Origin of the sequence: Pseudoalteromonas undina, assembly GCF_000238275.3 — a bacterium.
GTDB classification, from domain to species: domain Bacteria; phylum Pseudomonadota; class Gammaproteobacteria; order Enterobacterales; family Alteromonadaceae; genus Pseudoalteromonas; species Pseudoalteromonas undina.
The window spans coordinates 16,094-38,078 of sequence record NZ_AHCF03000003.1 but is presented as its reverse complement, the minus strand read 5'-3'; the positions used below and the strand labels follow the sequence as shown (position 1 = coordinate 38,078).

The following is a 21,985-nucleotide window of genomic DNA, read 5'->3' as shown; positions in this document are numbered from 1 at the left end:
TAGAGAAAAAGATGCAACCACTTTTAACTAAAGCTCAAAAAATAGGTAAGTGCTTACTGCCTTTAATCTGTCTATTTATACATACAAAAAGCAATGCAGCAGTTGAGTGGCAATCGTTATCGGCTAATATTCGATTTATCAAGCAGCCAGATAGGTTACGTTTTTACGACTCTAATCAAGTGTTAATTCAGGGCAGTGAGTGTGCCTTACTGGTAGATGCCAGTGGTAACTTTGCAGCAGTAGAACAACTGGTTACCGAACTAAAACAACAGCTAAAGACGCCTTTATGTTACTTAGTTGCCACTCATTTTCATGACGATCACTTGCTGGGCATGGCGGTTATGCAGCATTACTTCCCAGACGCAAAACTGATTTCTCACCAACAAGTCGCTAACGACTTTTCGCGTTATCAGCAAGCATTAACAGACAAGCTAGAGGGGTTCGAGAAAAGCATTGAGTTGAGCTATCAGCGATTAGCCACCTTACCCGATGCCGAGCAAGCTCAATGGCGAGAAAAGCTCACTCGCGCTAAAACACGCTTATTTCGCTGGCAGAATTATCAACTAACACCACCAAAAATGAGTATTAGTGAGCCTAAAACATTAGATTTAGGAAATTATGTATTAACTATCAACCCGCATCAGGCACATACTAATGGCGATCTAACACTGCTTGCCGACAAAGGTAAAACCTTAATAGGTGGTGATATCATTGACTGGCTTCCCTACCCTGGGCATGGCGAGCTTAAACAATGGCAAAGTTTATTAAAAAAATATATAAATAATAATTCGCTGTCACTTTTCGTTCCTGGCCATGGCAATTTAGTCGATAAAATTAAATTAAAACAGTCACTCACGTTTTTAGAAGCAATTACGGAGCAGGTTAAAAACAACCCTGAAGCCAGTATTGAGCAATTACAAAAAAAATTCCCAAGTGAAGTACTAAAACCTTACCAACAAGAACCACTTGATATAAAATCAAGTAACTTATTTTTGCAATCGGGATTACTTCGCGCTAAAAACAGTCAATAACTGAACACAATGGATTGTGTTAAAATATGGAAATATATTTTTTAAAAAGGAACAAAATGCGTCACCTGATCTTATGCTTTGCCATTGTATTGCTATGTAGCTGTAAAACCACACAGCCAGAGATCATTGCGCCTGTAGTCCCTGCACCTGTAGAGCAAAAAACCGCACAATCAAACACGCCGAACTCTACAAACACCAAAAAAATCATTAATAAAAAAACAATACCTAAAGCCCTAAAAGTAACTCAACCAACTGACTTATGGGCACATATTGCTGATAACTTACATTTACCGGTTGAGCAAAATCAGGCGTTAAAGAAACGCATTAACTGGTATTTAAAACAACCGAATTATTTAAAAATAGTATCTCGCCGTGCAGAGCCTTTTTTATATCATATCGTAAAAAAAGTAGAGCAAAAGCAGCTCCCTATGGAACTGGCATTACTGCCATTTGTAGAAAGTGGCTTTAGACCTACCGCCCGCTCAAGTGAGCACGCTGTGGGTGTGTGGCAACTGGTTGCAGCAACTGCACATCATTTTGGGGTTAAATCAGATCAATGGTACGACGGACGCCAAGATGTACTGGCCTCAACCGATGCAGCACTAGATTACTTAAGCTATTTACATAAACGTTTTGATGGTAATTGGTTGCATGCACTTGCAGCCTATAACACCGGTGAAGGCAGAGTTAAACGTGCTATAAAACGCAATCAAAAACGAGGGAAGTCAACTGACTTTTGGGCACTAACCCTACCAAAAGAAACCGCTGACTATGTACCAAAACTATTAGCATTAAGCTATTTAGTAAAACACCCTAAGGCAAAATTTAAACGCCCAAAGCTTCCTTATAAAGCACTGACCACCTCGTTAAATGTGGCAAAACAGTTCGATTTTTCAATTATGGCCAAGCTCTCTGGTATGGGTGTAAAACAGCTACATGCTCTTAATAGGGGTTATTTAAAAAACCAAAGTTCCCCCCATGGCCCGCATACTTTGTTGCTTCCTATTGAGCAACAAGCTTTACTAAAAAACCGTTTTTTTAAAGCCAATTTTGCAGGCGAATACATAGTCAAAAAAAATGACACACTATACGGTATTGCTAAGCATTTTGGCTTGCCTTTAAAGGCACTAAAACAGCTCAATAATAAGCAAAATAACTTTATTGGTGTTGGCGAAAAACTTATTTTAGGAGAGCCTCAAACGTTACCTGAATCGCTCACTATTAACTATAAAATAAGCCCTTACTTGGAACAAAAAGAGCCCGTCATTCCAACCATCGAGGTAGATTACCACGTTAAGCCCGGTGATAACCTGTGGAATATAAGTCAGTTGTATGGCGTTGCTCATAGCGATTTAGCACGTTGGAATAAGTTATCAGCATCTAGCGTATTAAAGCCTGGGACTCAGTTAGTTTTATTTATACCCCAAGCTGCGACACCTAAAACCACACCGGCTAAAAAAGATCTGTTACTCGACTTACAAAATACATTAAATCATCCCCGTTAAGTTTCTAAAGCGCAGTATTTCGCGTAAAATTGCTTTTTAATTTATTTAAATCTTAAAGAGACATGCATGCAAATCAGTAAAAATTCGGCCGTTGAATTTCATTACACCCTTAGCGAAGCCGGTGAACAAATAGAAAGTAGCCTTAACGACGCGCCATTAAGTTACATTCACGGCAGCGAAGGCATGCTACCCGGTTTAGAAACCGCACTTGAAGGTAAAACTGCTGGTGATAAATTTAGCGTAACGTTATCTCCAAGTGAATCATACGGCGAGCGTGTTGATGATTTAATTCAGCGCATTCCGCTTAAGCATTTACAAGGCGATGTAAAAGTGTGGAAGCCAGGTATGACTGCAATGGTGCAATCAAATCAGGGTCGCCATCAAGTGACTATCGTAAAAGTAGGCCGCTTTAATGCTGATTGTGATTTAAACCACCCATTTGCTGGTAAAACGCTGACCTTTGATGTTGAGGTTGTATCAGTTCGTGAAGCAACAAGCGAAGAAATCTCTCATGGCCACGTTCATGCTGAAGGTGGTTGCGGCCACGTACATTAATTGCTAATTAGAGGAACAAGTATGTCAAAAGTTGCAATAGTAACCGGTGGCTCTAAAGGCATTGGCTTTGCTGTGGTACAGCGATTATTAACTAACGGCTATCAGGTTCATAACTTAGATATTGAGCCAAGTGAGAGTGGTGTTTTTCATCAATGTGATGTTAGTGATGTAACCGCCGTACGCCAGTGTATACAGGCTATTATTGAAAAAACACAACGTATTGATGTACTTGTTTCAAACGCTGGTAAGCATCTAAGTGCCACAATTGAGCACACCGATGAAGCGACATTCGATGCGTTAATGGCACTGAATGTTAAAGGTGCGTACGCGGCTATACAAAGCGTATTACCAACAATGAAAGCACAGCAAGATGGCGCTATTGTGTTAATTGCCTCAGATCAGGCCATTATAGGCAAACAAAACTCATTTGCTTATAACTTAACTAAGCACGCATTGGCTTCAATGGCTAAAACCACCGCCTTGGATTACGCAAGCTTTAATATTCGCGCTAATGCAGTGTGCCCTGGCACCATAGAAACGCCGTTATTTCATAATGCAATTGATGCATATTGTAAAAGAAGTGGTGCTAACAAAGCCGATATTGTTGCAGAAGAAGCCGCCTTACAACCGCTCAACCGTTTAGGTCAAGCCGATGAAGTTGCTGCACTGGTAAGCTTTTTAGTAAGTGCAGATGCCAGCTTTATTACTGGTAGCTTACAACGTATTGATGGCGGCTACACAGCACAATGAGCACTAAAATTATTGACCCGCATCTGCACTTTTTTAATTTGCTGGAGGGTAAATACACTTGGCTACAAGGTGCGAACCCACCAGCTTGGTCTAACTTAGATAAAATAAAGCAGCCCATCAGCGCTGCTGAACTGATCAAAAGTACTAACTTTGAACTCGCAGGTTTAGTGCACATAGAAGCTGGGTTTGATAATAACCAGCCAGTTAAAGAATTAAACTGGTTAGCCAAACATATTAAAACTATACCTTATAAAGCGATTAGCTTTGCAACAATTAACCAGCCAAATAACGGATTTAAACTAGCACTTAAACATCTAAAACATTCATCCCTTGTCGGCATTAGAGATATCACTGAAGGTCATGATGCCACGCGCTTATTGAACCCTCATTGTCTCGATAACCTGCGCCACTTGAGCCACTTAAAACTGCATTTTGAAGCGCAATTTGAAATAGAAAACCTCAACATCACCGAGCAACTTATTTCTTATGCCAACCAAGTTAGTGACTTACAAATCATCATTAATCACGCAGGGCTTGCACACAACCTTGCTAACTGGCAACGCGCCATTGAATTACTCGCACAACAGCCTAATGTTGCGATGAAGTTTTCAGGCTTTGAATTGCTTATGCTTAATAGCGAGCAGCAAAGGCAGTGTTTAACACATATTTTAAAGCATTTTGGTATGCAAAGAGTGATGTTTGCCAGCAACTTCCCCGTGTGCCAAATTAACATTAACTACAATGAGTTATGGCAACATTATCGAAGCCTATGTAGCGATGATCTTACATGGCAACATTTGAGTTACAAAAATGCTGCGCGCCTCTATCAACTCTAAATGAAAACCGCTATATTTAGCTCAACAGTTTAAAAAACGAGCATGCGTATGGCCATTCTTAATTCATCTTCTCTCAAATACACATTACTCCCTTTTTCGCTAGCCGCTTTATTAACAGGTTGTGGCGGTGGAGGTAGCGACAATGCGACTAACCCAACAACAGACAATAGCGGCTGGGCTTCTGGTGTATTTGCTAGCTCAGGGCAATTTAAAGGTCAATGCCAAGCAATTAATGAAAAAAACTGGCTACGCTCTTGGAGTAACGAAACCTACTTATGGTACGACGAAATTATTGATACTAATCCGGCATTAACGTCAGGCGTCATTGATTACTTTAATACTTTAAAAACGGAGCAACTGACTGAGTCGGGTGCGAAAAAAGATAACTTTCACTTTAGTTTGCCAACCGATGAGTGGCAAAGACAAAATCAATCAGGCCTAAGCTTTGGTTATGGCTTTAATATAAAAATAATCGCTGGTAGTGCGCCGCGCCAAGCAATTGTTAGCTATACCGAGCCAAATACCCCTGCTAGTAATCAAAATATTATTAGGGGCTTTGAGCTTTTAGAAGTTGATGGTGTTGATTTTATTAACACCACCTCATCAAGCGAGGTAGCTATTATTAACGCAGGTTTATTCCCAGAACAAACAGGTAAAGTTACCGAATTTGTATTTAGGGATATCAGCACTAATGAAAATCGCATTGTTACGCTCACATCTCAAAATATCGAGTCGCAACCAGTAATGAACGTACGTACTGATTTAGCAAACGGCGATGTGGGTTACTTTCAATTTAATAGCCACAACGCGATAGCCGAAACGCAGCTTTACAACGCCTTTAACCAACTCGCTGCCAGCAGCATTAAAGATTTAGTCATTGATGTGCGCTATAACGGCGGTGGTTTGTTACAAATGGCCAGCCAAGTAGGCTATATGGTGGCAGGTAGCAATACCCAAGGCAAAATATTTGAACGCACTATTTTTAACGATAAATACCCCAATACCAACCCTATCACAGGGCAAACACTTACCCCCATGCCCTTTACAAATCGTTTTGTCGGCTTTGAAAATAACCCTGCAATAGCTGCAGGCACCCCATTACCAACGTTAAATTTAGATCGGGTATTTGTACTCACCACCAGCAGCACCTGCTCAGCCAGTGAGGCTATAATTAACGGGCTGCGCGGAGCCGATGTTGAAATCATTCAGATAGGGGCTGGCACCTGTGGTAAACCGTATGGCTTTTACCCAACCGATAACTGCGACACTACTTATTTTACCATTCAATTTACTGGCGAAAATAACAAAGGTTTTGGTGAATATTCAGATGGCTTTGCACCGCAAAATACCATTGATAATGCGCGCCAGCCCGTACTTATTGCAGGCTGTGCTGTTGCCGATGACTTTAGCAAACGCTTAGGTGATGCAAGTGAAGGCTTACTTAATACCGCACTTAGTTATAGAGCAACCGGCAGTTGCCCAGCCCCAAGCTCAATAAATAGTGTTCTCGGTTTTGCGCCCACTATCGCCACCGATATGCCTGAAGTAAAAGACGCGCGAATTCAGACTGTACTTAAACAGAATATTATTCTTAGCGATAACATGAGATAAGCAATGAAGATTTTATTAGCAATAACTGCAATTTCGCTATTTTTAAGTGGGTGCTTAGCACAAAGCTCAGAGCCCACACCTAAATTGCAACATGCGTTACTAATTGAGCCTAATAGCGCTAAAGTAGCCGACGTAATTGCGCAGCTGCTGCATAGCTCGCAGGTTCAATTAGCAGACGATGTTTTTGTCACCTCAAGCACAGTTACCCTTGAGCAACTTAATCATAAAGATCCTCAGGGCAACCCTATTTTGGGCAAGCAACTTAATATGCCAGATCAATTTGAGCTCGTGACTAAAGGAGAGCGCTGTTTTGTTCGCCACCTTGATAGCAAGGCAACCATTGAACTAAAACAAGTACTTTGTAAAATAAACCCACAGCGATAAAAAAGCCGGTAAGTGACAACTCACTTACCGGCTATTTCTCAACAGAGTAAACTATTTTATTTCTACGCGTTGTGAGCGCATTACAATTTCATCGTTAAGCTCAATCCCAAGACCTGGTTCTTCAGATACTTCAAAAAAACCATTTTTAGGTTGTGGATCTTGTAAGCATAGCTCTCTATTCCACTTTTTAATCGCGTAAGTATGATGCTCGTGAATTAAAAAGTTAGGGATCGCTGTTTCTAAGTGCAATGATGCCGCCGTTGCAACCGGCCCTCCACATACGTGTGCCTGAATACGCACATCAAAAATATCAGCGTAATCACATACTTTTTTAGTTTCGGTAAAGCCACCACATAAGCCGATATCTGGCTGTAGTACATCAATACTTTGATCTTCTAAATAAGGACGTACACCCCAGCGGTTATACAAGCGCTCGCCGCCTGCAATAGGCACAGCCACTTTATCAGCCACTTTTGCATGTAATGAATGGTTTAAGTAATTCACCGGCTCTTCAAAATACATACAGTCAAATTCTTCTGCAATTTCACCAATTTGAATTGCCGATGTCGCCCCTGGTAAGCTATGACATTCAAAAATAATATCTACTTCGTCACCCACGGCCTCTCGAATAGCCTGCATACGTGCGCGGTATAGTTTCATCTCTGGGCGAGAAATAATATTTGTGCGGTCGTAATAGGTGTTACCGTCTTTATCGTATTGAATTGGATCGACCTTTACCGCATCGTAACCTTCCGCCACCGCTTTTAGTGCCGCTTCTGCATATTCTTGTGGCTGTACCAGCGCTTTAAATTCACTGTCCCAGTCAAACTGCAGCTGTGATGCATAAGTACGCAGCTTGTCGTTAACTTTACCGCCAAGCAACTGATAAACCGGTAAACCCAATGCTTTACCTTTTATATCCCAAAGCGCCGTATCAATCGCACTCATTGCTGCGTAAACCACCGGCCCACCACCTAGACCCCAAAAACTTTCACGCAACATACGCGACCATAGTTTTTCAGTTTGAAACGGGTCATGGCCAATTAAAAAGGCATCGGCCATTTCTTTGATCATCGCAGCAGCTGCACTGTGGCCTAAATCGTATGCAAGACCTGCTTCACCCACACCGCTAATACCTTCATCGGTATGAATTCGAACAAATACCGGCGTCCATGCAGGACGATCAGGGCAATGAATATCAAAGACTTCAACGCGATTTACTTTCATAAAAATTCCTTATTAACCTTCAGTGGGTTATTTTGCAAAACTAGGATCAAGACGATACGCTTTTCGTAACATGGCAGGCCATGCTAGCTGGCCCCCTGTACTGCCGCTGTGAACGACGTTCGCTTGGTTATAAATGTTATCAATAATAGCTTGAGGCACAGCAGTCGCTTCTTGCGCACTTGATTGAATGGCTAACTGTATTTCACAGGCACGCTGAAGGTCATAAAAGCGCATAAGCGCATCGCCTACCGTCGGGCCTACTGTTAAACCGCCGTGGTTGACCAATAGCATATGATTGGTGGTGCCTAAATCTGTTTGCAGGCGTTTACGTTCATCGTCATTCACCGCTAAACCTTCATAGCCATGGTAAGACAGAGACGGCAATGAAAACATCGAATACTGACTTAGCGGTAACAGCCCTTCTTTTTGTGTTGCAACCGCAATGGTTTCTTTGGTGTGTAGGTGTATTACGCAATGGGCATCCTCGCGTACTTCATGAATGGCACTGTGAATAGTGAACCCTGCAGGGTTAATATTAAAGGGTGTATCGTCAATAATGCGGCCATTTAAATCTACTTTGACTAAGTTAGATGCAGTGATCTCATCAAACGTTAAGCCAAAGGCATTCACTAAATAATGATCAGTGCCCGGTAGGCGAGCAGAAAGGTGCGTATAAATTAAATCCCCCCAACGAAAATGGTCAACTAATCGATAACATGCGGCTAAATCAACACGTAGTTGCCACTCTTGTTCTGATACTTTATTTTTTAAATTGAGCTGGGGTAAATCAAACATAACAAGCCTTTTAAAACACAGCATAGCGCTAGTGATTGTAGATGTTTAGAAGTCTAAATGAGTATTAGCATGATGGCAATCACCAAATAAAAAAGCCACACATAGGTGTGGCTCTTTTTAATTAGCGTTAACGGTTATTGTACTTTTGATAGGTAATCGGCAATCGCTTCAAATTCTTCATCAGTCACAGTCGCAACCATCGCTTTCATCGCCATAGACATACCGTTGTTACGAGCGCCTGACTTGATGTCTTTCATTTGCGCTACTAAATATTCTTTGTTTTGACCATTTAGTTTAGGGTACATCGCCATAATAGGTGCTTTACCTTCTGCACCATGACATGTTTGACAATTTTTAGCTGTGTAAAGTGCAGCGCCATCTGCAGCGGCTGCTGAAAATGAAAAACTTGCGGCTAAACCAATACCCGCGCCTAATAAAAGTGTTTTTATCTTGCTCATTGTATTTACTCTTCTTTTTACGGTTAAAAAAAACGGTTGTGATTATTGTAGTCAATAAATCTTTAAAAAGCATACGTCCTTGGTAAGGTTTGACGATCAATCAGAACAAATACGTGTATCCCTCATAAAACACATACTAGCTTGCTTTAACTGAGCAGATACTTAATAGGCTTACCAAATAAGATCGTCTGGCACTTCAAAATCAGCATACGGATCGTCTTCATCTTTGGCTTTATTTTCAGGCTCAACATGAAACACAATATACTTTTCATCCACCTCAGCCACTTTACGCGCAGGCTCATCTTCTAATACGTAAAACTGACCTTCTAACACACAAATAGCTAAACGCCCGCCCGAGAGCGCCTTTTGCGTTTGCTCATTCACATCAAGCCCTTTCACTTTATTTTCATAAGTGAAGTTAAAGGTACGCTCACCGCGAATTGACTCTTGATTATGATGCTCTAAAATTTGCTTAACACGGGCGACTTGCTCGCGCTGCTTTAATTCTTCTTGGCGCGCTTTATTGAGCTCTTCAGCTTTTTGCTGCTGCTCCAACTTAGTTTGCTGAATATGCTTTTGTAAATCGTTCGGGTTGCTCGTCGCTCCCTTCTTTTGCTTTTTCTGTTGCTTGCGCTTTTCTGATTTAGCAACTTTAGCTTTATGTGATGTTGTTAAACCAGCTTGGAGCAATTGCTCTTGTAGTGACCCCATGGCGTGTTCCCACTAAAAACGAATATTAATGCTATTTTAATCACCAACGAGCGTAAATAACAGCGCTATTGGTATTAATCTAACAAACTACTGAAAACAAAGCATGATTTAGCGCAATAAAGGTTAATTTATGAAAACCCTAGCAGTTTTGTATATAATGCAGCTCAACTAATAAGCAATGTATATGGCAGTTAATGCGCTTACCTCACCTACTCATCTGTTCAGTTTTCATTTTTTTTGTTTTATACGCACCACAGCCATTATTAAGTTTATTTGCTACTGAATTTAATGTTGCTCCTGCTGTTGCAGGCAGCTTAATGACGGCCACTATGTTGCCTTTAGCTATTGCCCCTTTGGTGTATGGACTGTTTTTAGCTAAGCGAAACCCTTTATTGATATTACGCTTCGCTATGTTGTTACTGGGTGTGGGTTGTATCTTATTTATTTATGCCCCGAGTTTTGAATTACTTCTACTGGTAAGGTTTTTACAAGGACTGACTTTACCTGCCGCATTGACTGCCATGACCAGCTTTATTGGTATGAGCTATCAAGCCGATACATTACAAAAAAATATGACGCTATATATAGGTAGTACGATTGTCGGTGGTTATTTTGGTCGTGTATTGGCTGCGCTCTTTAGCGATGTTTGGTCGTGGCAGAGTTTTTATTACCTAATAGCAGCCATGCTGATTATTCTAGCGTTAAGTATTCCCCATAAACGTTTTAATCTCGTTAAATCAACCGAGGTTTTATCACCATTAGATTATATAAAACAACTTAAAGAGGGCTCTGCACTTAAGCTCTATGGTGCCATTTTTTGTATGTTTTTTTGCTTTGCAGCATTATTAAACTACTTGCCTTTTATTTTAAAAAATACCTTTTTAATTAATAACACGCGCGACATTGGCTTTGTTTATAGTGGCTATTTGGTGGGTGCTTTGGCTTCTATTTTCACTCCTTGGCTATTAAAAAAAATGACTTCAGCCTGGCGATTGTTGGCCGCGGTATTCGTGTTTTATAACCTCAGTATTGTGTTATTAATGAGTCATTCACTGTTGTTGTTTTTAATTGCATTCACACTCTTTTGCGGCGCTATGTTTGTGATTCATTCCACAGCGGCACCACTGGTTAATAAAATCAGTCACGCACCGCCAAGCGTTACCAACGGGTGCTATGTATCATTTTATTACAGCGGCGGCGCACTGGGCTCGTTATTACCTGGGGTGGTTTATCAAACTCATGGACAAACGGCGTTTATGGCAACATTACTCGCTGTGTGTTTGTGTGGACTGGGGCTTATTTTGTGGGCTCAGCGCGATGGCAAAAACATCACCCGCGGCTGATGCTCAGTAAAGTCAAAAAAACGCAGTAAATCAGGCTTAGTTAATAACCATGTTTGGGTATTTTCAAACGGGTGGCAATGAAATAAATCGCCAAACCAAATATCTTGGTCAAGCCAAAGCGTTACATCTCGTTGTTTGTCGTTCATTAAGCTGAGCATTGACACGCAACCGGGTGCAACCTTTAAGTACTTAGCCAAGCGCTCATTAGAGGCAAAGCCTAAGCGCGATAGCCCTTGCTGTTTAGCAAGTGACTTTAAATCCAACTGTTTATCATGCGCGGTGATCACTAAAAAATGACGCTTACCTTCGTTGTCTCGCAAAAATAGGTTTTTTAAGCGTGTTCCTGGGCGATTTACCATCAGTTTATCGGCATCTAAACTGCCATGTAGCGCTGGATGTTCTATTATGTCATATTCTATATTTAGTTGGGCTAACACTGCCGCTAGTTTTTGTTTATCCGCTAACATATTACAAACAACGCCCTCTTAATTGCACACTTAAATCACGCCATAGTACTTCGTTTATTTCATGCTTATCTGCACAATAGTTACGTTGTGCAAGCTCTTTATTGAGAAACTCTACCGCTTGATCTTCTAATTGTAACTTGAGCACGCTCGACTCTTCAAAGTGCTCTTGTTCGGCAAAACGCTTTACATCGCTTCGGGTTAGCTTTTTATTAATATTAATTTGCTCGCGGCTCTTAGCCTTTACAGAGACCACATAGGCAAAAAGCTTATTACCTTGCTCATCAAGGGTGTCATAAAATTGTTTATTATTAATTTCATAGGGAGGCTCATCTACCGAGCTGGCACAGCCAAAAAGAAAAGTCATGAAAACTAAAGCGTATTTTTTCATTATGTATTGTCGTTTTAGTAAATATTGAGGCCGAGTTTAACAAAAATTAGTTAAAACGGAAAAATTTGTGAAAAAATACTTGACCAAAAACGTAAAAATATTTAAAGTTCACCCCGCTTAAGACTCAGCACTTAAGCATTTACAGCACATGTAAATTAGGAATGTGGGGCTATAGCTCAGCTGGGAGAGCGCCTGCCTTGCACGCAGGAGGTCAGCAGTTCGATCCTGCTTAGCTCCACCACTTTCCTACTCTCTCCTTTAAGTAATATCCTTATTTTTATATTCTAAATAAACTTCTCTGTTAATAATGCTTTGTATTTTTTAATCTCTTTGTTTGCTTAAGTGTTTAATTTTGCTAAATCGAGATCAAAAATGCCGAGCAAAGCCCGGCATTTTTATTATTTATTGAGTTGGGTTAGTTATTCGCGAACTTGACCAACACCATTAACTAAATATTTTTCAGTGGTTAATGACTCAAGTCCCATAGGGCCATAAGCATGTAACTTAGTCGTTGCAATACCAATCTCTGCACCTAAGCCTAGTTGTGAGCCATCAGAAAAGCGTGATGACGCATTAACCATAACAACCGACGCATCAACACTACGTTGGAATAACTCTGCCGCCGCATCGTCCTTAGTACAGATAACTTCAGTATGATTTGAACCGAATTGAGCAATGTGCTCAACGGCTGCATCAAAACTTGGCACAATACGAATTGCTAACTCTAAGTCTAAGTACTCTTCACCAAATTCGTTATCAGCAAGTACTGTGGCATTATCAAAATATTCAGCCGCTTTGGCGTCAGCATTAATTTTTACACCTTCTTGACGAAGTACAACTGCACACAGATTTAAAAACTCATCAGCTACATCTTGGTGTACCACTAAACCCTCAAGTGCATTACATACACCAGTACGCTGAGTCTTACCATTGAGCAGTAAATTTAGTGCTACTTCTAAATCAGCATCTTTATCTACATATAAATGACAAACGCCTTTAAAATGCTGAATAACAGGGATTGTACTGTTTTCAGTAACATAGTTAATTAGGCCTTCACCACCACGAGGGATGATTAAGTCAATGCTATCGCGTTGTTGCATCAATTCCATTAGTAAAGCACGGTCAGGATCAGGAATCACTGAAATTAGCGCAGTTGGTAGACCATGTTTTGTAAGCACGCTATGCATTACACTGGCAATGGCTTGTGAGCTTTTCAGCGCTTCTTTACCACCGCGTAAAATAACACCGTTACCTGACTTAAAGCACAATGCACCTGCGTCAGCCGTTACATTAGGACGCGCTTCATAAATCATACATACTACGCCAAGTGGTACACGCATTTTACGAATTTTAATACCATTTGGGCGTTCAGTAATGTCACGTAACTGGCCAACAGGATCATCTAATGAAACAATCACTTCGATACCCTCAGCCATGGCTTCAATACGCTCATCATTCAATGTTAAACGGTCTATCATTGATGCTGCTAAATTATTGTCGCGTGCTGCGCTTAGGTCACTTTCATTTTCTTTGATTATAAATTCTTTTTGCTCTCTTAATGCCGCTGCCATATCGGTTAACACTTTGTTTTTAGTCTCGGTATCGAGTAAAGCAAGTGTATGTGCAGCCTTTGCTGCCTGGCGTGATATATCCGTAATTAAACTCATGACTTCTCCAATAATGCGATATCTTTTTCTGAAATAATTGGTCCAATTGAATCCTGCATTTTTTCGCTGAATTCACTCTGCTCGTTATCTGCAATAAAGTTTAACAAGCAGCTACTGTAATTTGCTGTGGCTTTAGCTAAACGCGTACCATCTTCACTGCGAACTAAGATAGTATCGCCCACAGCAAACTCGCCATGTACTTCTCTGATCTCATCGCCACGTAAGCAACCGTCTTCACCTTCTAATGAGTCATCAAATGACCCTTCAACAACGACTTCCCCCTGCTCATTGGCGGTATGTGTCATCCAGTGAATAGAATCTTGCATTGGTTTTTCATAAGGCAAGAATACGCTACCTGGGTTTTCACCGGCTAACAAGCGAGTAAAGGTTTCTTCTTTAAAGCCATTAATAATGTAAGTTGCAATACCATGTGAAGTGGCTTTCTCTGCCGCTTCAATCTTGGTTTTCATACCACCTGTACCTACCGCACTGGTAGCACATCCTGCCATAGCATAAATAGAATCATCAATTGATTTTATTTCAGGCAATAATACGGCATCGTCATGCAGATTTGGGTTTTTATCATACAAGCCATCTACATCAGAGAAAATCATTAATGCATCGGCATCAGCTGCTGCTGCAACCATGGCTGATAAATTATCGTTATCACCCACTTTTAAATCATCTGTTGTTACTGCATCATTTTCATTAATGATAGGTAGCACGCCGTGTTCTAGCAATGTAAATACGGTTTCACGGATACTCTGGTAACGCTCACGGTCACGTAAATCACCATGAGTTAATAATAGCTGTGCTGATGGAAAATCAAAGAAACGATCCCACATGGCCATCATTTCTGTTTGCCCTGCTGCAGCCATCGCTTTTTTCATTACCACTGAACGAGGTTGGTCTGATGGAAATAAATGTGAGCCAGCCGCTACAGAACCAGATGAAACTAAAATAACCTCAATTCCACGTGCGCGACAGCGGACAATAAACTGTGCGATGGTTAATAAATAACGTGAACGACAGCCATCTTGATCGGGTGCAATTAAGGCACTGCCCACTTTAAGTACGATACGTCGCCAATTTAACTTTTGCATAAGTGCTCAACTTTCCATTTAATTTGTATTCATCACATAGATGAATGAAACCAGGTCGCCATGTTTATAAACACAGCGTCGAATTTATTTATCATTGCCCACACTTTTTACACACACGTACACCGTCTCTAAAACTAGCGTTTTAAATTGAGATGCAAAAAATAAATAGTATTAACCCAATAAATAAATCGGATCGTACTAACTAAAAAAATATAAAGTGTTGTTTATGTATCGCTGTAAAAAGCTGTGTGCGGCCTTTTTATTAACAACATACATAGAGCCTCTTAAGTCTGGTACACCAACAGATAGGGTGATGACTTAAGGACCGAGATTTAATCGCCACGATGGGGATTAAATATTGAAAGGTAATAGTTCAACTCAAACTTTTATTTATCTGCATTGAGCAAATAAACACTTTGAGCAAAACCATACCAAAGAGTACGGTAAATGATATTGTGTGTTCAAATATAACAAAACAAAGCAAAAACAATCAGTAAGAGAGTTAAGGTGTTTATATCTAACATAATCTAGTATTTAAACTACAAACTTTATTAGATAACTAATTATTCGAACACGAAGTATAATACGTTAAAGTAGCTGCTTAGATCAAGGCTAAAATTCAAGCTGAATAGGTCGACACTACTAAAGCTAGCGTTTTTTGTATTAAGTATCATGTGGTTAGACTACTATAAATATGAATTATATAGACTATAAATTTGATAACATTTTAGAAAATGACGTTAACACTAAATAAATAAGTATTATTTATTAGCTAAATTGAATTTACACGTGTATACCCACTGTATTACTGGTAGGTAACAGTTATACTTTTAAACATTATTAATATTAAGGAGTTTTTACTCTATGTCAGCAATTTATATAGCCGGTATTGCATTGTGTTCGGTGCTAGCCCAATGGGTCGCCTGGGCGTTCAGAGTACCCGCTATTCTGTTTTTGTTGCTTACTGGGCTTTTATTAGGGCCATTTAGTGGCGTATTAGACCCAGATGCCTTATTAGGCGATTTACTTTTTCCTGTGGTGTCTTTAAGCGTTGCTGTGATTTTATTTGAAGGGTCTTTAACACTACATTTTCGGGAGCTTAAAGGGATCAGTAAAGTCGTAAGAAACCTCTGCTCTATTGGTATGCTTATGACCTGTGTCGTTATTAGCTTAAGTGCCTATTGGTTATTAGAGTTAAATTGGCGAGTCGCAGCAGTGCTTGGCGCTGTGCTTGTTGTAACCGGACCAACGGTTATTGCGCCACTGCTTAACTCAATGCGACCCACTCAAGATATTGACCGTATTTTACGCTGGGAAGGCATAGTCATAGACCCTATTGGCGCTTTATTTGCGGTATTAGTATTTGAAGCTGTGATGTTAGTTGGCCAAGGTGAAGTACTTAGTCACACTATAATTGCACTAGTTAAAACCGTTGGGGTTGGTTTAAGTATTGGTGTGGTTTCGGGTTGGATCACAACGCAACTGATGCGCCGCGAATGGTTGCCATTTGAGCTACATAAATTTGGCATTTTAGCGTTAGTGTTAATTAGCTTTTCGATTTCAAACCATTTAAGTCATGAGTCAGGATTATTGGCCGTGACTGTATTTGGTATTTGGTTAGCTAATCAAGATGACCTAGAAATAGATTCGGTGCTTGAGTTTAAAGAAGATCTGTCGATGATTTTGATCTCAACCTTGTTTATTTTACTCGCTGCCAGATTACAACTATCTGACTTAATGATGCTCGACAGCGATGTATTTATATTTTTAGCTATTGTGCTATTTATTGCGCGCCCGTTGTGTATTGCTATTTCAACCTTTGGCACCGATTTACCAATGAAGTCTCGCTTGGTGCTGGCTTGGATTGCGCCTCGCGGTATAGTTGCTGCAGCCGTAGGCTCTGTATTTGCGTTAAGTATGATAGAAGCCGGTGTAGCCGATGCTGAGAAAATGGTGCCATTGATATTCACGGTTATTATCGTCACTGTGGTACTGCAAAGCTTAACGGCTATCCCTGTTGCTAAGTTGCTAGGGGTGCGCCAGCCCTCCCCTAATACTATTTTAATTATTGGTGCCAACCATGTATCTCGTGCTATTGCTCGTGGTTTAAAGGAACAAAACATTCCCGTTCACTTATCAGATCCTGCTTGGGAAAACTGTAAAATGGCACGTATGGATGGTTTGCCTTGTTATTACGGTAATCCACAATCTGAGCATGCTGAACGCTATTTACCTTTAACCACTATTCGCAGTGTTTTAGCGCTTTCACCTAATCGTCATCATAACGCATTAGGGGTGCAGTATTTTTCTCATTTATTGAATGAAAAAAATGTATTTTCACTACGCTCATCTTCATCACATGCTAAAGCAAATAAAGACAGCGCGACGTTCTTATCACGACAAATTCTGTTTGGTGAAAACGGAGCATATGCACGCTTAAGCAGCGTTATTGCCAAAGGCGGTAAAGTGAGTGCAACACGAATATCTGAAGAATTTAGCTGGCAGCAGTATTTAGAAATGAACCCTGAAGCAATTCCACTGTTTATTCTCAAAGGGGATAAAGACAGTGATGAAGACGCTCCAGTGAAAATGAGGCCTTTTACTAGTGATATGGAAAAGCCACCACAAGAGGGTGAACGAGTAGTTGCATTGCAACCGCCTAAAATATCGCTATTAAAAGATCCTGCCAATAACAAAGTCAAAGACAATAAAAAAGACGAGTAATAACTAAAAAAAGCGAGAGTGCGGCAAAAGCACTCTCGCTTTTTTACATAGGTAATCGCGCGCGGGTAACGACACTGGCTGGCATTTTTTCAGCAAGTTTAGTTAATGCTCGCTCTATTTTTTTATGTGTCGCTTTATCAGCTACCGTGGTGTTGAACAACCAACGATAAGCATCTTCAAAATCTCTTGGACTACCATAACCTTGATTAAACAAACCAACTAATCGTAACTGCGCTTTTAAATTGCCTTGCGCTGACGCCTCACGTAAGTAGGTTATTGCCATGGTTTTGTCTTTTTGGACCAACCGCCCAACGTCGTAGTAGCGACCTAGTTGCTCTAATGCAGCCGCTAAACCCTGCTCAGCCGCTTTTTTCATGTAATACACACCTAAAGCAACATCGCGCTCAACACACACTTTATAAGCGAGCATATCACCGTATAGGAATTGATATGATGGCAATGCCATTTTATTGGCTCGCGCTTCTATATCTTGCACTAACTGGCAATTATCTGCCTTTACGCGCGCTAGATGAGTGTTCTCATTAATTAAAGCTATTAACTCAGATTCAGTATACAGCGGCACAGCTGCAGGGCTTTCTTCAGCTAAGCTATTGCTTATATTAAATAAAGAAAGTGTAAGTAGTGATAATGACCACACTGAGCAACGAGAAGATAAACGCATATTAACCACTTTAAAAATAAACTTACCAAATAATATACAAAGATCGTTCCACTATTAATAGCGTCACTTTTCTGCAGACATAAAAAAAGCTGCACATGGCAGCTTTTTTCAACTTAAACCCAATTATGCAAATGGGCTACGAAGTATCATCGTTTCAACACGATCAGGACCTGTAGAGATAATATCAACAGGTACGCCAGTGATTTCTTCAATACGTTTAATGTAATCAATTGCCGCTTTAGGTAAGCCTTCAAGCGATGTTACACCCACTGTATTTTCAGACCAGCCAGGCATTTCTTCGTATACTGGCGTTACTTTATCGTAACCTTCAGCTGCTAATGGCGTCACGTTAGTCACAGTACCATCTTCAAGCTTATAACCAGTACAGATTTTAAGTGTTTCTAAACCATCTAAAACGTCAAGTTTAGTTAAACAAAATCCTGAAATGCTGTTGATTTGAACTGCACGGCGCATAGCCACTGCATCTAACCAACCTGTACGACGTAAACGACCTGTAGTAGCACCAAACTCATGACCTTTGTCACCTAAATGCTTACCGACTGGGTCTTGCTTATCAAGACCGTCGTAAAGCTCTGTAGGGAAAGGACCTGAACCTACACGTGTTGTGTACGCTTTAATGATACCTAGCACATAATCAAGGTGTAATGGGCCAAAACCCGCACCTGTAGCAACGCCACCAGCGGTGGTGTTTGAAGATGTTACATAAGGGTAAGTACCATGATCGATATCAAGTAGTGTACCTTGAGCACCTTCAAATAAGATGTTGTCACCGGCGTTACGCGTTTGATCTAAAAGCTCGGTTACATCAACTACCATTGCTTTTAAAATATCAGCAACAGCCATTGCATCATCAAACGTTTTTTGGAAGTCAACAGCGTCTACTTTGTAGTAGTTCACTAATGTGAAGTTGTGGTATTCCAATACTTCTTTTAACTTAGTAGCAAATAATTCAGGATTGAATAAATCACCAACACGTAAACCACGACGTGCTACTTTATCTTCGTACGCTGGACCGATACCACGACCCGTTGTACCGATTGGTTTATCGCCACGCGCAGTTTCGCGAGCTACATCTAATGCAACATGGAAAGGCAATATTAGCGGACATGCTTCACTGATTAAAAGACGTTCACGTACAGGTACGCCACGCTCTTCAAGCATGCCAATTTCTTTCATTAGCGCTTCTGGTGATAAAACAACACCATTACCAATCACACATTTAACATTGTCACGTAATACACCCGATGGAATAAGGTGTAGAACTGTCTTTTCACCGTCGATCACTAAAGTATGGCCTGCGTTATGACCACCTTGATAACGAACTACTAAAGATGCTTTATCTGTAAGGAGGTCAACTACCTTACCCTTACCTTCGTCACCCCATTGGGTGCCTAGTACAACAACGTTTTTACCCATTGCAAATTCACTTAGAGAAAATTAGGACGAGATTTTACCAGAAAACTAAAGCAATGTTCACCCCGTTTAGCTTATTTTTTCCTCGTGCGGGTAGTAAACATCAGTGTTTCGTTAATAATCACATAAATAACAGTCATTTATAAACTTAAAATTCAGATAACAAAAAGCCCTGCAATTGCAGGGCTTTCAAGTTTAACTAAAGCTATGATTACTGAGCTTTCGCGCCTTTCATGTATTGGAAGAAGTCGCTATCCGGTGATAACACCATCACGTCTTGCTTTCCTTTGAAAGTTTGCTTGTAAGCTTCTAAAGAGCGAACAAAACTAAAGAACTCAGGGTCTTTATTGTATGCACTAGCGTAAATCGCAGCAGCGTCAGCATCACCCTGACCACGAACAGAACGAGCATTACGTTCGGCGTCGGCAAGCATTACTGTTACGCGACGGTCAACGCCTGCACGAATTGTTTCTGCTTTTTCCTGACCTTCAGAGCGGTGTTCTTTAGCAACTGCAGTACGCTCAGCACGCATACGTTGGTAAATAGAGCTACTCACCTCTTGTGGTAAGTTAATTTGCTTAACACGCACATCAAGTACTTCAATACCCAGCTCACTAGCACTTTCAGATGCTTGTACTAACGCTTCTTCCATCAGCTCGCTACGCTCACCAGATACAATTTCACGAATAGTACGCGTACCAAAGTTAGTACGTAGGCCATTATTTACTTTTTGCTTAAGCAGTGTTTCAGCGTATTGCTTGTCACCACGTGCACGCAGGTAAAAAGAGCTAAAATCGTTTACGCGCCATTTTACAAACGAATCAACGATTAAGTCTTTTTTCTCGCTAGTTACAAAGCGATCCGGTGTGCCATCTAGTGTTTGAATACGTGCATCAATACGACGTACTTGACTAAAAAATGGGACTTTTAAGTGTAGACCTGGGCCATAAACTACTGCCTCATCGTCGCTGTCTTTTTGCACTTTACTAAATAAAAGTACAATCGCTTTTTGACCTTCAGAGACCACGAACACCGACGAGAAAGACATCACAATGGCGGCTAATAGGATTACTAAACTAAAGTTTTTCATTGCTCTTATCTCCCGTCGTTAAAGCGATCATTGTTAAAGCGATCGTTACCACTATTAACAGTGCTGTTGCGTGACGTATTTACCTTGTTACGTAAATCGTTGATATCGCTAGAGCTAGGTAAAGCAATACGTGTTGATGAACCCTGTTTTTCCATGATTTTATCAAGTGGTAAGTACATCATATTGTTGCCGCCTTTAACATCAACCAACACTTTAGAGCTATTACCTAGCACTTCTTGCATCGTGTCTATGTATAAACGCTCACGTGTTACTTCTTTAGCTGCTTGGTATTCTGGAAGTAATTTCTCAAAGCGAGCCACTTCACCTTGCGCTTCTAAAGTAATACGTTCTTGGTAACCTTCAGCTTCTTGCGTCATACGAGTCACTTGACCACGCGCACGCGGTTCAATTTCACGGGCATACGCTTCTGCTTCACGAATAAAGCGTTGCTCATCCTCTTGGGCCGCAATTGCATCATCAAACGCATCTTTAACTTCCATTGGTGGACGAGAGTCCTTGAAGTTAACGTCAGTTACGATTAAACCTAAGTTATAAGGTTCGATGATTTGATTTAGCTCATCCCAAGTATTTTGACGTACAACTTCACGGCCGTTTGTCAGTACTTGGTCCATTTTTGAATGGCCAACAACATAACGCAGCGCACTATCTAATGCTTCTTCAAGGCTGCTGTCAGCGTTAGTGACACTAAACTTGTACAAGTAAGGGTCGATTACTCGATACTGTACTTCAAATTCAACGCTTACTACGTTTTCATCTTCGGTTAGCATAAAACCTGATGCTGATAACGAGCGAACAGCTTCGATATCGACTGGAATAACCGTTTCAACAAAGGTCATTTTCCAACGCAAGCCAGGATCTGCAATTCGGTCAAACTTACCAAATTGAAGAACGACGCCGCGCTCAGCTTCTTTCACCGTATAAATACCGCTTAACGCCCATACAATTGCAGCGATAATAAGTACAAATGAAATACCGGCTCCGCCAAGTCCACCGCCGCTACCATTGCCGGATTTTTTACCGCCAAATAAGCCGTTAAACTTGTTACTGAATTTGCGGAACACCTCGTCTAAATCAGGTGGGCCTTGATCACGTCCGCCTTTGTTATTCCACGGATCTTTGTCATTGCCATTATTACCCGGTTCATTCCAGGCCATAGCTATACTCCATTGTTATCTAAATAAATTCGGAAATTGTGTTAAATCT

General features: G+C 40.7%; 21 protein-coding genes and 1 tRNA gene. 10 read left to right on the top strand and 12 right to left on the bottom strand.

All coding sequences use genetic code 11. From position 1 onward, the window contains the following. Positions 1-11: 11 nt before the first annotated feature. The 7 genes from PUND_RS03780 (at position 12) to PUND_RS03750 (ending at position 6,672) form a co-directional block, all read left to right on the top strand. Positions 12-1,031: an MBL fold metallo-hydrolase gene (locus PUND_RS03780; RefSeq protein ID WP_010391715.1), complete on the top strand. Its 1,020-nt coding sequence runs from the start codon at positions 12-14 to the stop codon at positions 1,029-1,031. Positions 1,032-1,087: 56 nt separating this feature from the next. Next, positions 1,088-2,536 (top strand): transglycosylase SLT domain-containing protein, encoded by a 1,449-nt coding sequence (locus PUND_RS03775; RefSeq protein ID WP_010391713.1) that lies wholly within the window; start codon positions 1,088-1,090, stop codon positions 2,534-2,536. A gap of 66 nt (positions 2,537-2,602) precedes the next feature. Then, positions 2,603-3,091 carry an FKBP-type peptidyl-prolyl cis-trans isomerase gene (locus tag PUND_RS03770; RefSeq protein WP_010391711.1) on the top strand — a complete coding sequence of 163 codons (489 nt, stop codon included), beginning with the start codon at positions 2,603-2,605 and terminating at the stop codon, positions 3,089-3,091. Between the two features lie 21 nt (positions 3,092-3,112). Next, positions 3,113-3,841, top strand: coding sequence for an SDR family NAD(P)-dependent oxidoreductase (locus tag PUND_RS03765; protein WP_010391710.1), 729 nt, complete (start codon positions 3,113-3,115; stop codon positions 3,839-3,841). Further along, positions 3,838-4,677, top strand: a complete 840-nt coding sequence (locus PUND_RS03760) for an amidohydrolase family protein (RefSeq protein ID WP_010391707.1) — start codon at positions 3,838-3,840, stop codon at positions 4,675-4,677. Before PUND_RS03765 ends, PUND_RS03760 begins: the two co-directional genes overlap by 4 nt. A 48-nt stretch (positions 4,678-4,725) precedes the next feature. Continuing rightward, positions 4,726-6,288, top strand: a complete 1,563-nt coding sequence (locus PUND_RS03755) for a S41 family peptidase (RefSeq protein ID WP_010391706.1) — start codon at positions 4,726-4,728, stop codon at positions 6,286-6,288. A 3-nt stretch (positions 6,289-6,291) separates the two neighbouring features. Then, positions 6,292-6,672 carry a hypothetical protein gene (locus PUND_RS03750; RefSeq protein ID WP_010391704.1) on the top strand — a complete coding sequence of 127 codons (381 nt, stop codon included), beginning with the start codon at positions 6,292-6,294 and terminating at the stop codon, positions 6,670-6,672. 51 nt (positions 6,673-6,723) lie between these two features. Here the strand turns inward: PUND_RS03750 and PUND_RS03745 are convergent, their stop codons facing one another. The 4 genes from PUND_RS03745 to PUND_RS03730 all read right to left on the bottom strand — a co-directional run bounded on the left by PUND_RS03745 (position 6,724) and on the right by PUND_RS03730 (position 9,863). Continuing rightward, on the bottom strand, positions 6,724-7,899 hold the full coding sequence (locus PUND_RS03745; protein WP_010391702.1) for a mandelate racemase/muconate lactonizing enzyme family protein: 1,176 nt from the start codon (positions 7,897-7,899) through the stop codon (positions 6,724-6,726). A 27-nt stretch (positions 7,900-7,926) separates the two neighbouring features. Continuing rightward, a complete protein-coding gene (locus PUND_RS03740) occupies positions 7,927-8,694 on the bottom strand; it encodes a class II aldolase/adducin family protein (protein WP_010391701.1) in 768 nt (255 codons plus the stop codon). A gap of 134 nt (positions 8,695-8,828) precedes the next feature. Continuing rightward, complete coding sequence (locus PUND_RS03735) at positions 8,829-9,152, bottom strand: c-type cytochrome (protein WP_010391700.1); 324 nt, start codon at positions 9,150-9,152, stop codon at positions 8,829-8,831. A 171-nt stretch (positions 9,153-9,323) separates the two neighbouring features. After that, entirely contained in the window at positions 9,324-9,863 is a 540-nt protein-coding gene (locus tag PUND_RS03730) for a DUF2058 domain-containing protein (RefSeq protein WP_010391699.1), read from the bottom strand. Positions 9,864-10,057: 194 nt separating this feature from the next. Here PUND_RS03730 and PUND_RS03725 point away from each other — a divergent pair, with 194 nt between their 5' ends. Further along, complete coding sequence (locus PUND_RS03725; RefSeq protein WP_010391697.1) at positions 10,058-11,206, top strand: MFS transporter; 1,149 nt, start codon at positions 10,058-10,060, stop codon at positions 11,204-11,206. On the opposite strand, the gene PUND_RS03720 is transcribed toward PUND_RS03725, so the two are convergent. Further along, complete coding sequence (locus tag PUND_RS03720) at positions 11,173-11,673, bottom strand: prolyl-tRNA synthetase associated domain-containing protein (RefSeq protein ID WP_010391696.1); 501 nt, start codon at positions 11,671-11,673, stop codon at positions 11,173-11,175. The two genes, PUND_RS03725 and PUND_RS03720, sit on opposite strands and share 34 nt — an antisense overlap. A gap of 1 nt (position 11,674) precedes the next feature. Continuing rightward, complete coding sequence (locus PUND_RS03715) at positions 11,675-12,061, bottom strand: hypothetical protein (protein WP_010391695.1); 387 nt, start codon at positions 12,059-12,061, stop codon at positions 11,675-11,677. Positions 12,062-12,226: 165 nt separating this feature from the next. On the opposite strand from PUND_RS03715, the gene PUND_RS03710 reads away from it, so the two are divergent. Continuing rightward, positions 12,227-12,302: transfer RNA gene (locus tag PUND_RS03710), tRNA-Ala, on the top strand. Between the two features lie 178 nt (positions 12,303-12,480). Here PUND_RS03710 and PUND_RS03705 read toward each other — a convergent pair. Further along, entirely contained in the window at positions 12,481-13,728 is a 1,248-nt protein-coding gene (locus tag PUND_RS03705) for a glutamate-5-semialdehyde dehydrogenase (RefSeq protein WP_010391694.1), read from the bottom strand. Then, complete coding sequence (gene proB / locus PUND_RS03700) at positions 13,725-14,831, bottom strand: glutamate 5-kinase (protein ID WP_010391693.1); 1,107 nt, start codon at positions 14,829-14,831, stop codon at positions 13,725-13,727. The genes PUND_RS03705 and proB overlap by 4 nt, the downstream gene beginning before the upstream one ends. 864 nt (positions 14,832-15,695) lie before the next feature. On the opposite strand from proB, the gene PUND_RS03695 reads away from it, so the two are divergent. Beyond that, positions 15,696-17,555 carry a cation:proton antiporter gene (locus PUND_RS03695; RefSeq protein WP_010391691.1) on the top strand — a complete coding sequence of 620 codons (1,860 nt, stop codon included), beginning with the start codon at positions 15,696-15,698 and terminating at the stop codon, positions 17,553-17,555. Between the two features lie 43 nt (positions 17,556-17,598). On the opposite strand, the gene PUND_RS03690 is transcribed toward PUND_RS03695, so the two are convergent. The 4 genes from PUND_RS03690 to hflK form a co-directional block, all read right to left on the bottom strand. Next, on the bottom strand, positions 17,599-18,237 hold the full coding sequence (locus PUND_RS03690) for a tetratricopeptide repeat protein (RefSeq protein ID WP_010391690.1): 639 nt from the start codon (positions 18,235-18,237) through the stop codon (positions 17,599-17,601). A gap of 123 nt (positions 18,238-18,360) precedes the next feature. Beyond that, positions 18,361-19,674: an adenylosuccinate synthase gene (locus PUND_RS03685; RefSeq protein ID WP_010391689.1), complete on the bottom strand. Its 1,314-nt coding sequence runs from the start codon at positions 19,672-19,674 to the stop codon at positions 18,361-18,363. Positions 19,675-19,882: 208 nt separating this feature from the next. After that, on the bottom strand, positions 19,883-20,761 hold the full coding sequence (hflC, locus tag PUND_RS03680; RefSeq protein ID WP_010391687.1) for a protease modulator HflC: 879 nt from the start codon (positions 20,759-20,761) through the stop codon (positions 19,883-19,885). Between the two features lie 5 nt (positions 20,762-20,766). After that, positions 20,767-21,936, bottom strand: a complete 1,170-nt coding sequence (hflK, locus tag PUND_RS03675) for an FtsH protease activity modulator HflK (RefSeq protein ID WP_010391686.1) — start codon at positions 21,934-21,936, stop codon at positions 20,767-20,769. Positions 21,937-21,985 lie beyond the last annotated feature (49 nt).

Bases quoted from the DNA above. Each gene is read 5' to 3' on its own strand.
- PUND_RS03780 (WP_010391715.1), top strand. From the start codon at position 12: ATGCAACCACTTTTAACTAAAGCTCAAAAAATAGGTAAGTGCTTACTG.
- PUND_RS03775 (WP_010391713.1), top strand. From the start codon at position 1,088: ATGCGTCACCTGATCTTATGCTTTGCCATTGTATTGCTATGTAGCTGT.
- PUND_RS03770 (WP_010391711.1), top strand. From the start codon at position 2,603: ATGCAAATCAGTAAAAATTCGGCCGTTGAATTTCATTACACCCTTAGC.
- PUND_RS03765 (WP_010391710.1), top strand. From the start codon at position 3,113: ATGTCAAAAGTTGCAATAGTAACCGGTGGCTCTAAAGGCATTGGCTTT.
- PUND_RS03760 (WP_010391707.1), top strand. From the start codon at position 3,838: ATGAGCACTAAAATTATTGACCCGCATCTGCACTTTTTTAATTTGCTG.
- PUND_RS03755 (WP_010391706.1), top strand. From the start codon at position 4,726: ATGGCCATTCTTAATTCATCTTCTCTCAAATACACATTACTCCCTTTT.
- PUND_RS03750 (WP_010391704.1), top strand. From the start codon at position 6,292: ATGAAGATTTTATTAGCAATAACTGCAATTTCGCTATTTTTAAGTGGG.
- PUND_RS03745 (WP_010391702.1), bottom strand. From the start codon at position 7,899: ATGAAAGTAAATCGCGTTGAAGTCTTTGATATTCATTGCCCTGATCGT.
- PUND_RS03740 (WP_010391701.1), bottom strand. From the start codon at position 8,694: ATGTTTGATTTACCCCAGCTCAATTTAAAAAATAAAGTATCAGAACAA.
- PUND_RS03735 (WP_010391700.1), bottom strand. From the start codon at position 9,152: ATGAGCAAGATAAAAACACTTTTATTAGGCGCGGGTATTGGTTTAGCC.
- PUND_RS03730 (WP_010391699.1), bottom strand. From the start codon at position 9,863: ATGGGGTCACTACAAGAGCAATTGCTCCAAGCTGGTTTAACAACATCA.
- PUND_RS03725 (WP_010391697.1), top strand. From the start codon at position 10,058: ATGCGCTTACCTCACCTACTCATCTGTTCAGTTTTCATTTTTTTTGTT.
- PUND_RS03720 (WP_010391696.1), bottom strand. From the start codon at position 11,673: ATGTTAGCGGATAAACAAAAACTAGCGGCAGTGTTAGCCCAACTAAAT.
- PUND_RS03715 (WP_010391695.1), bottom strand. From the start codon at position 12,061: ATGAAAAAATACGCTTTAGTTTTCATGACTTTTCTTTTTGGCTGTGCC.
- PUND_RS03705 (WP_010391694.1), bottom strand. From the start codon at position 13,728: ATGAGTTTAATTACGGATATATCACGCCAGGCAGCAAAGGCTGCACAT.
- proB (WP_010391693.1), bottom strand. From the start codon at position 14,831: ATGCAAAAGTTAAATTGGCGACGTATCGTACTTAAAGTGGGCAGTGCC.
- PUND_RS03695 (WP_010391691.1), top strand. From the start codon at position 15,696: ATGTCAGCAATTTATATAGCCGGTATTGCATTGTGTTCGGTGCTAGCC.
- PUND_RS03690 (WP_010391690.1), bottom strand. From the start codon at position 18,237: ATGCGTTTATCTTCTCGTTGCTCAGTGTGGTCATTATCACTACTTACA.
- PUND_RS03685 (WP_010391689.1), bottom strand. From the start codon at position 19,674: ATGGGTAAAAACGTTGTTGTACTAGGCACCCAATGGGGTGACGAAGGT.
- hflC (WP_010391687.1), bottom strand. From the start codon at position 20,761: ATGAAAAACTTTAGTTTAGTAATCCTATTAGCCGCCATTGTGATGTCT.
- hflK (WP_010391686.1), bottom strand. From the start codon at position 21,936: ATGGCCTGGAATGAACCGGGTAATAATGGCAATGACAAAGATCCGTGG.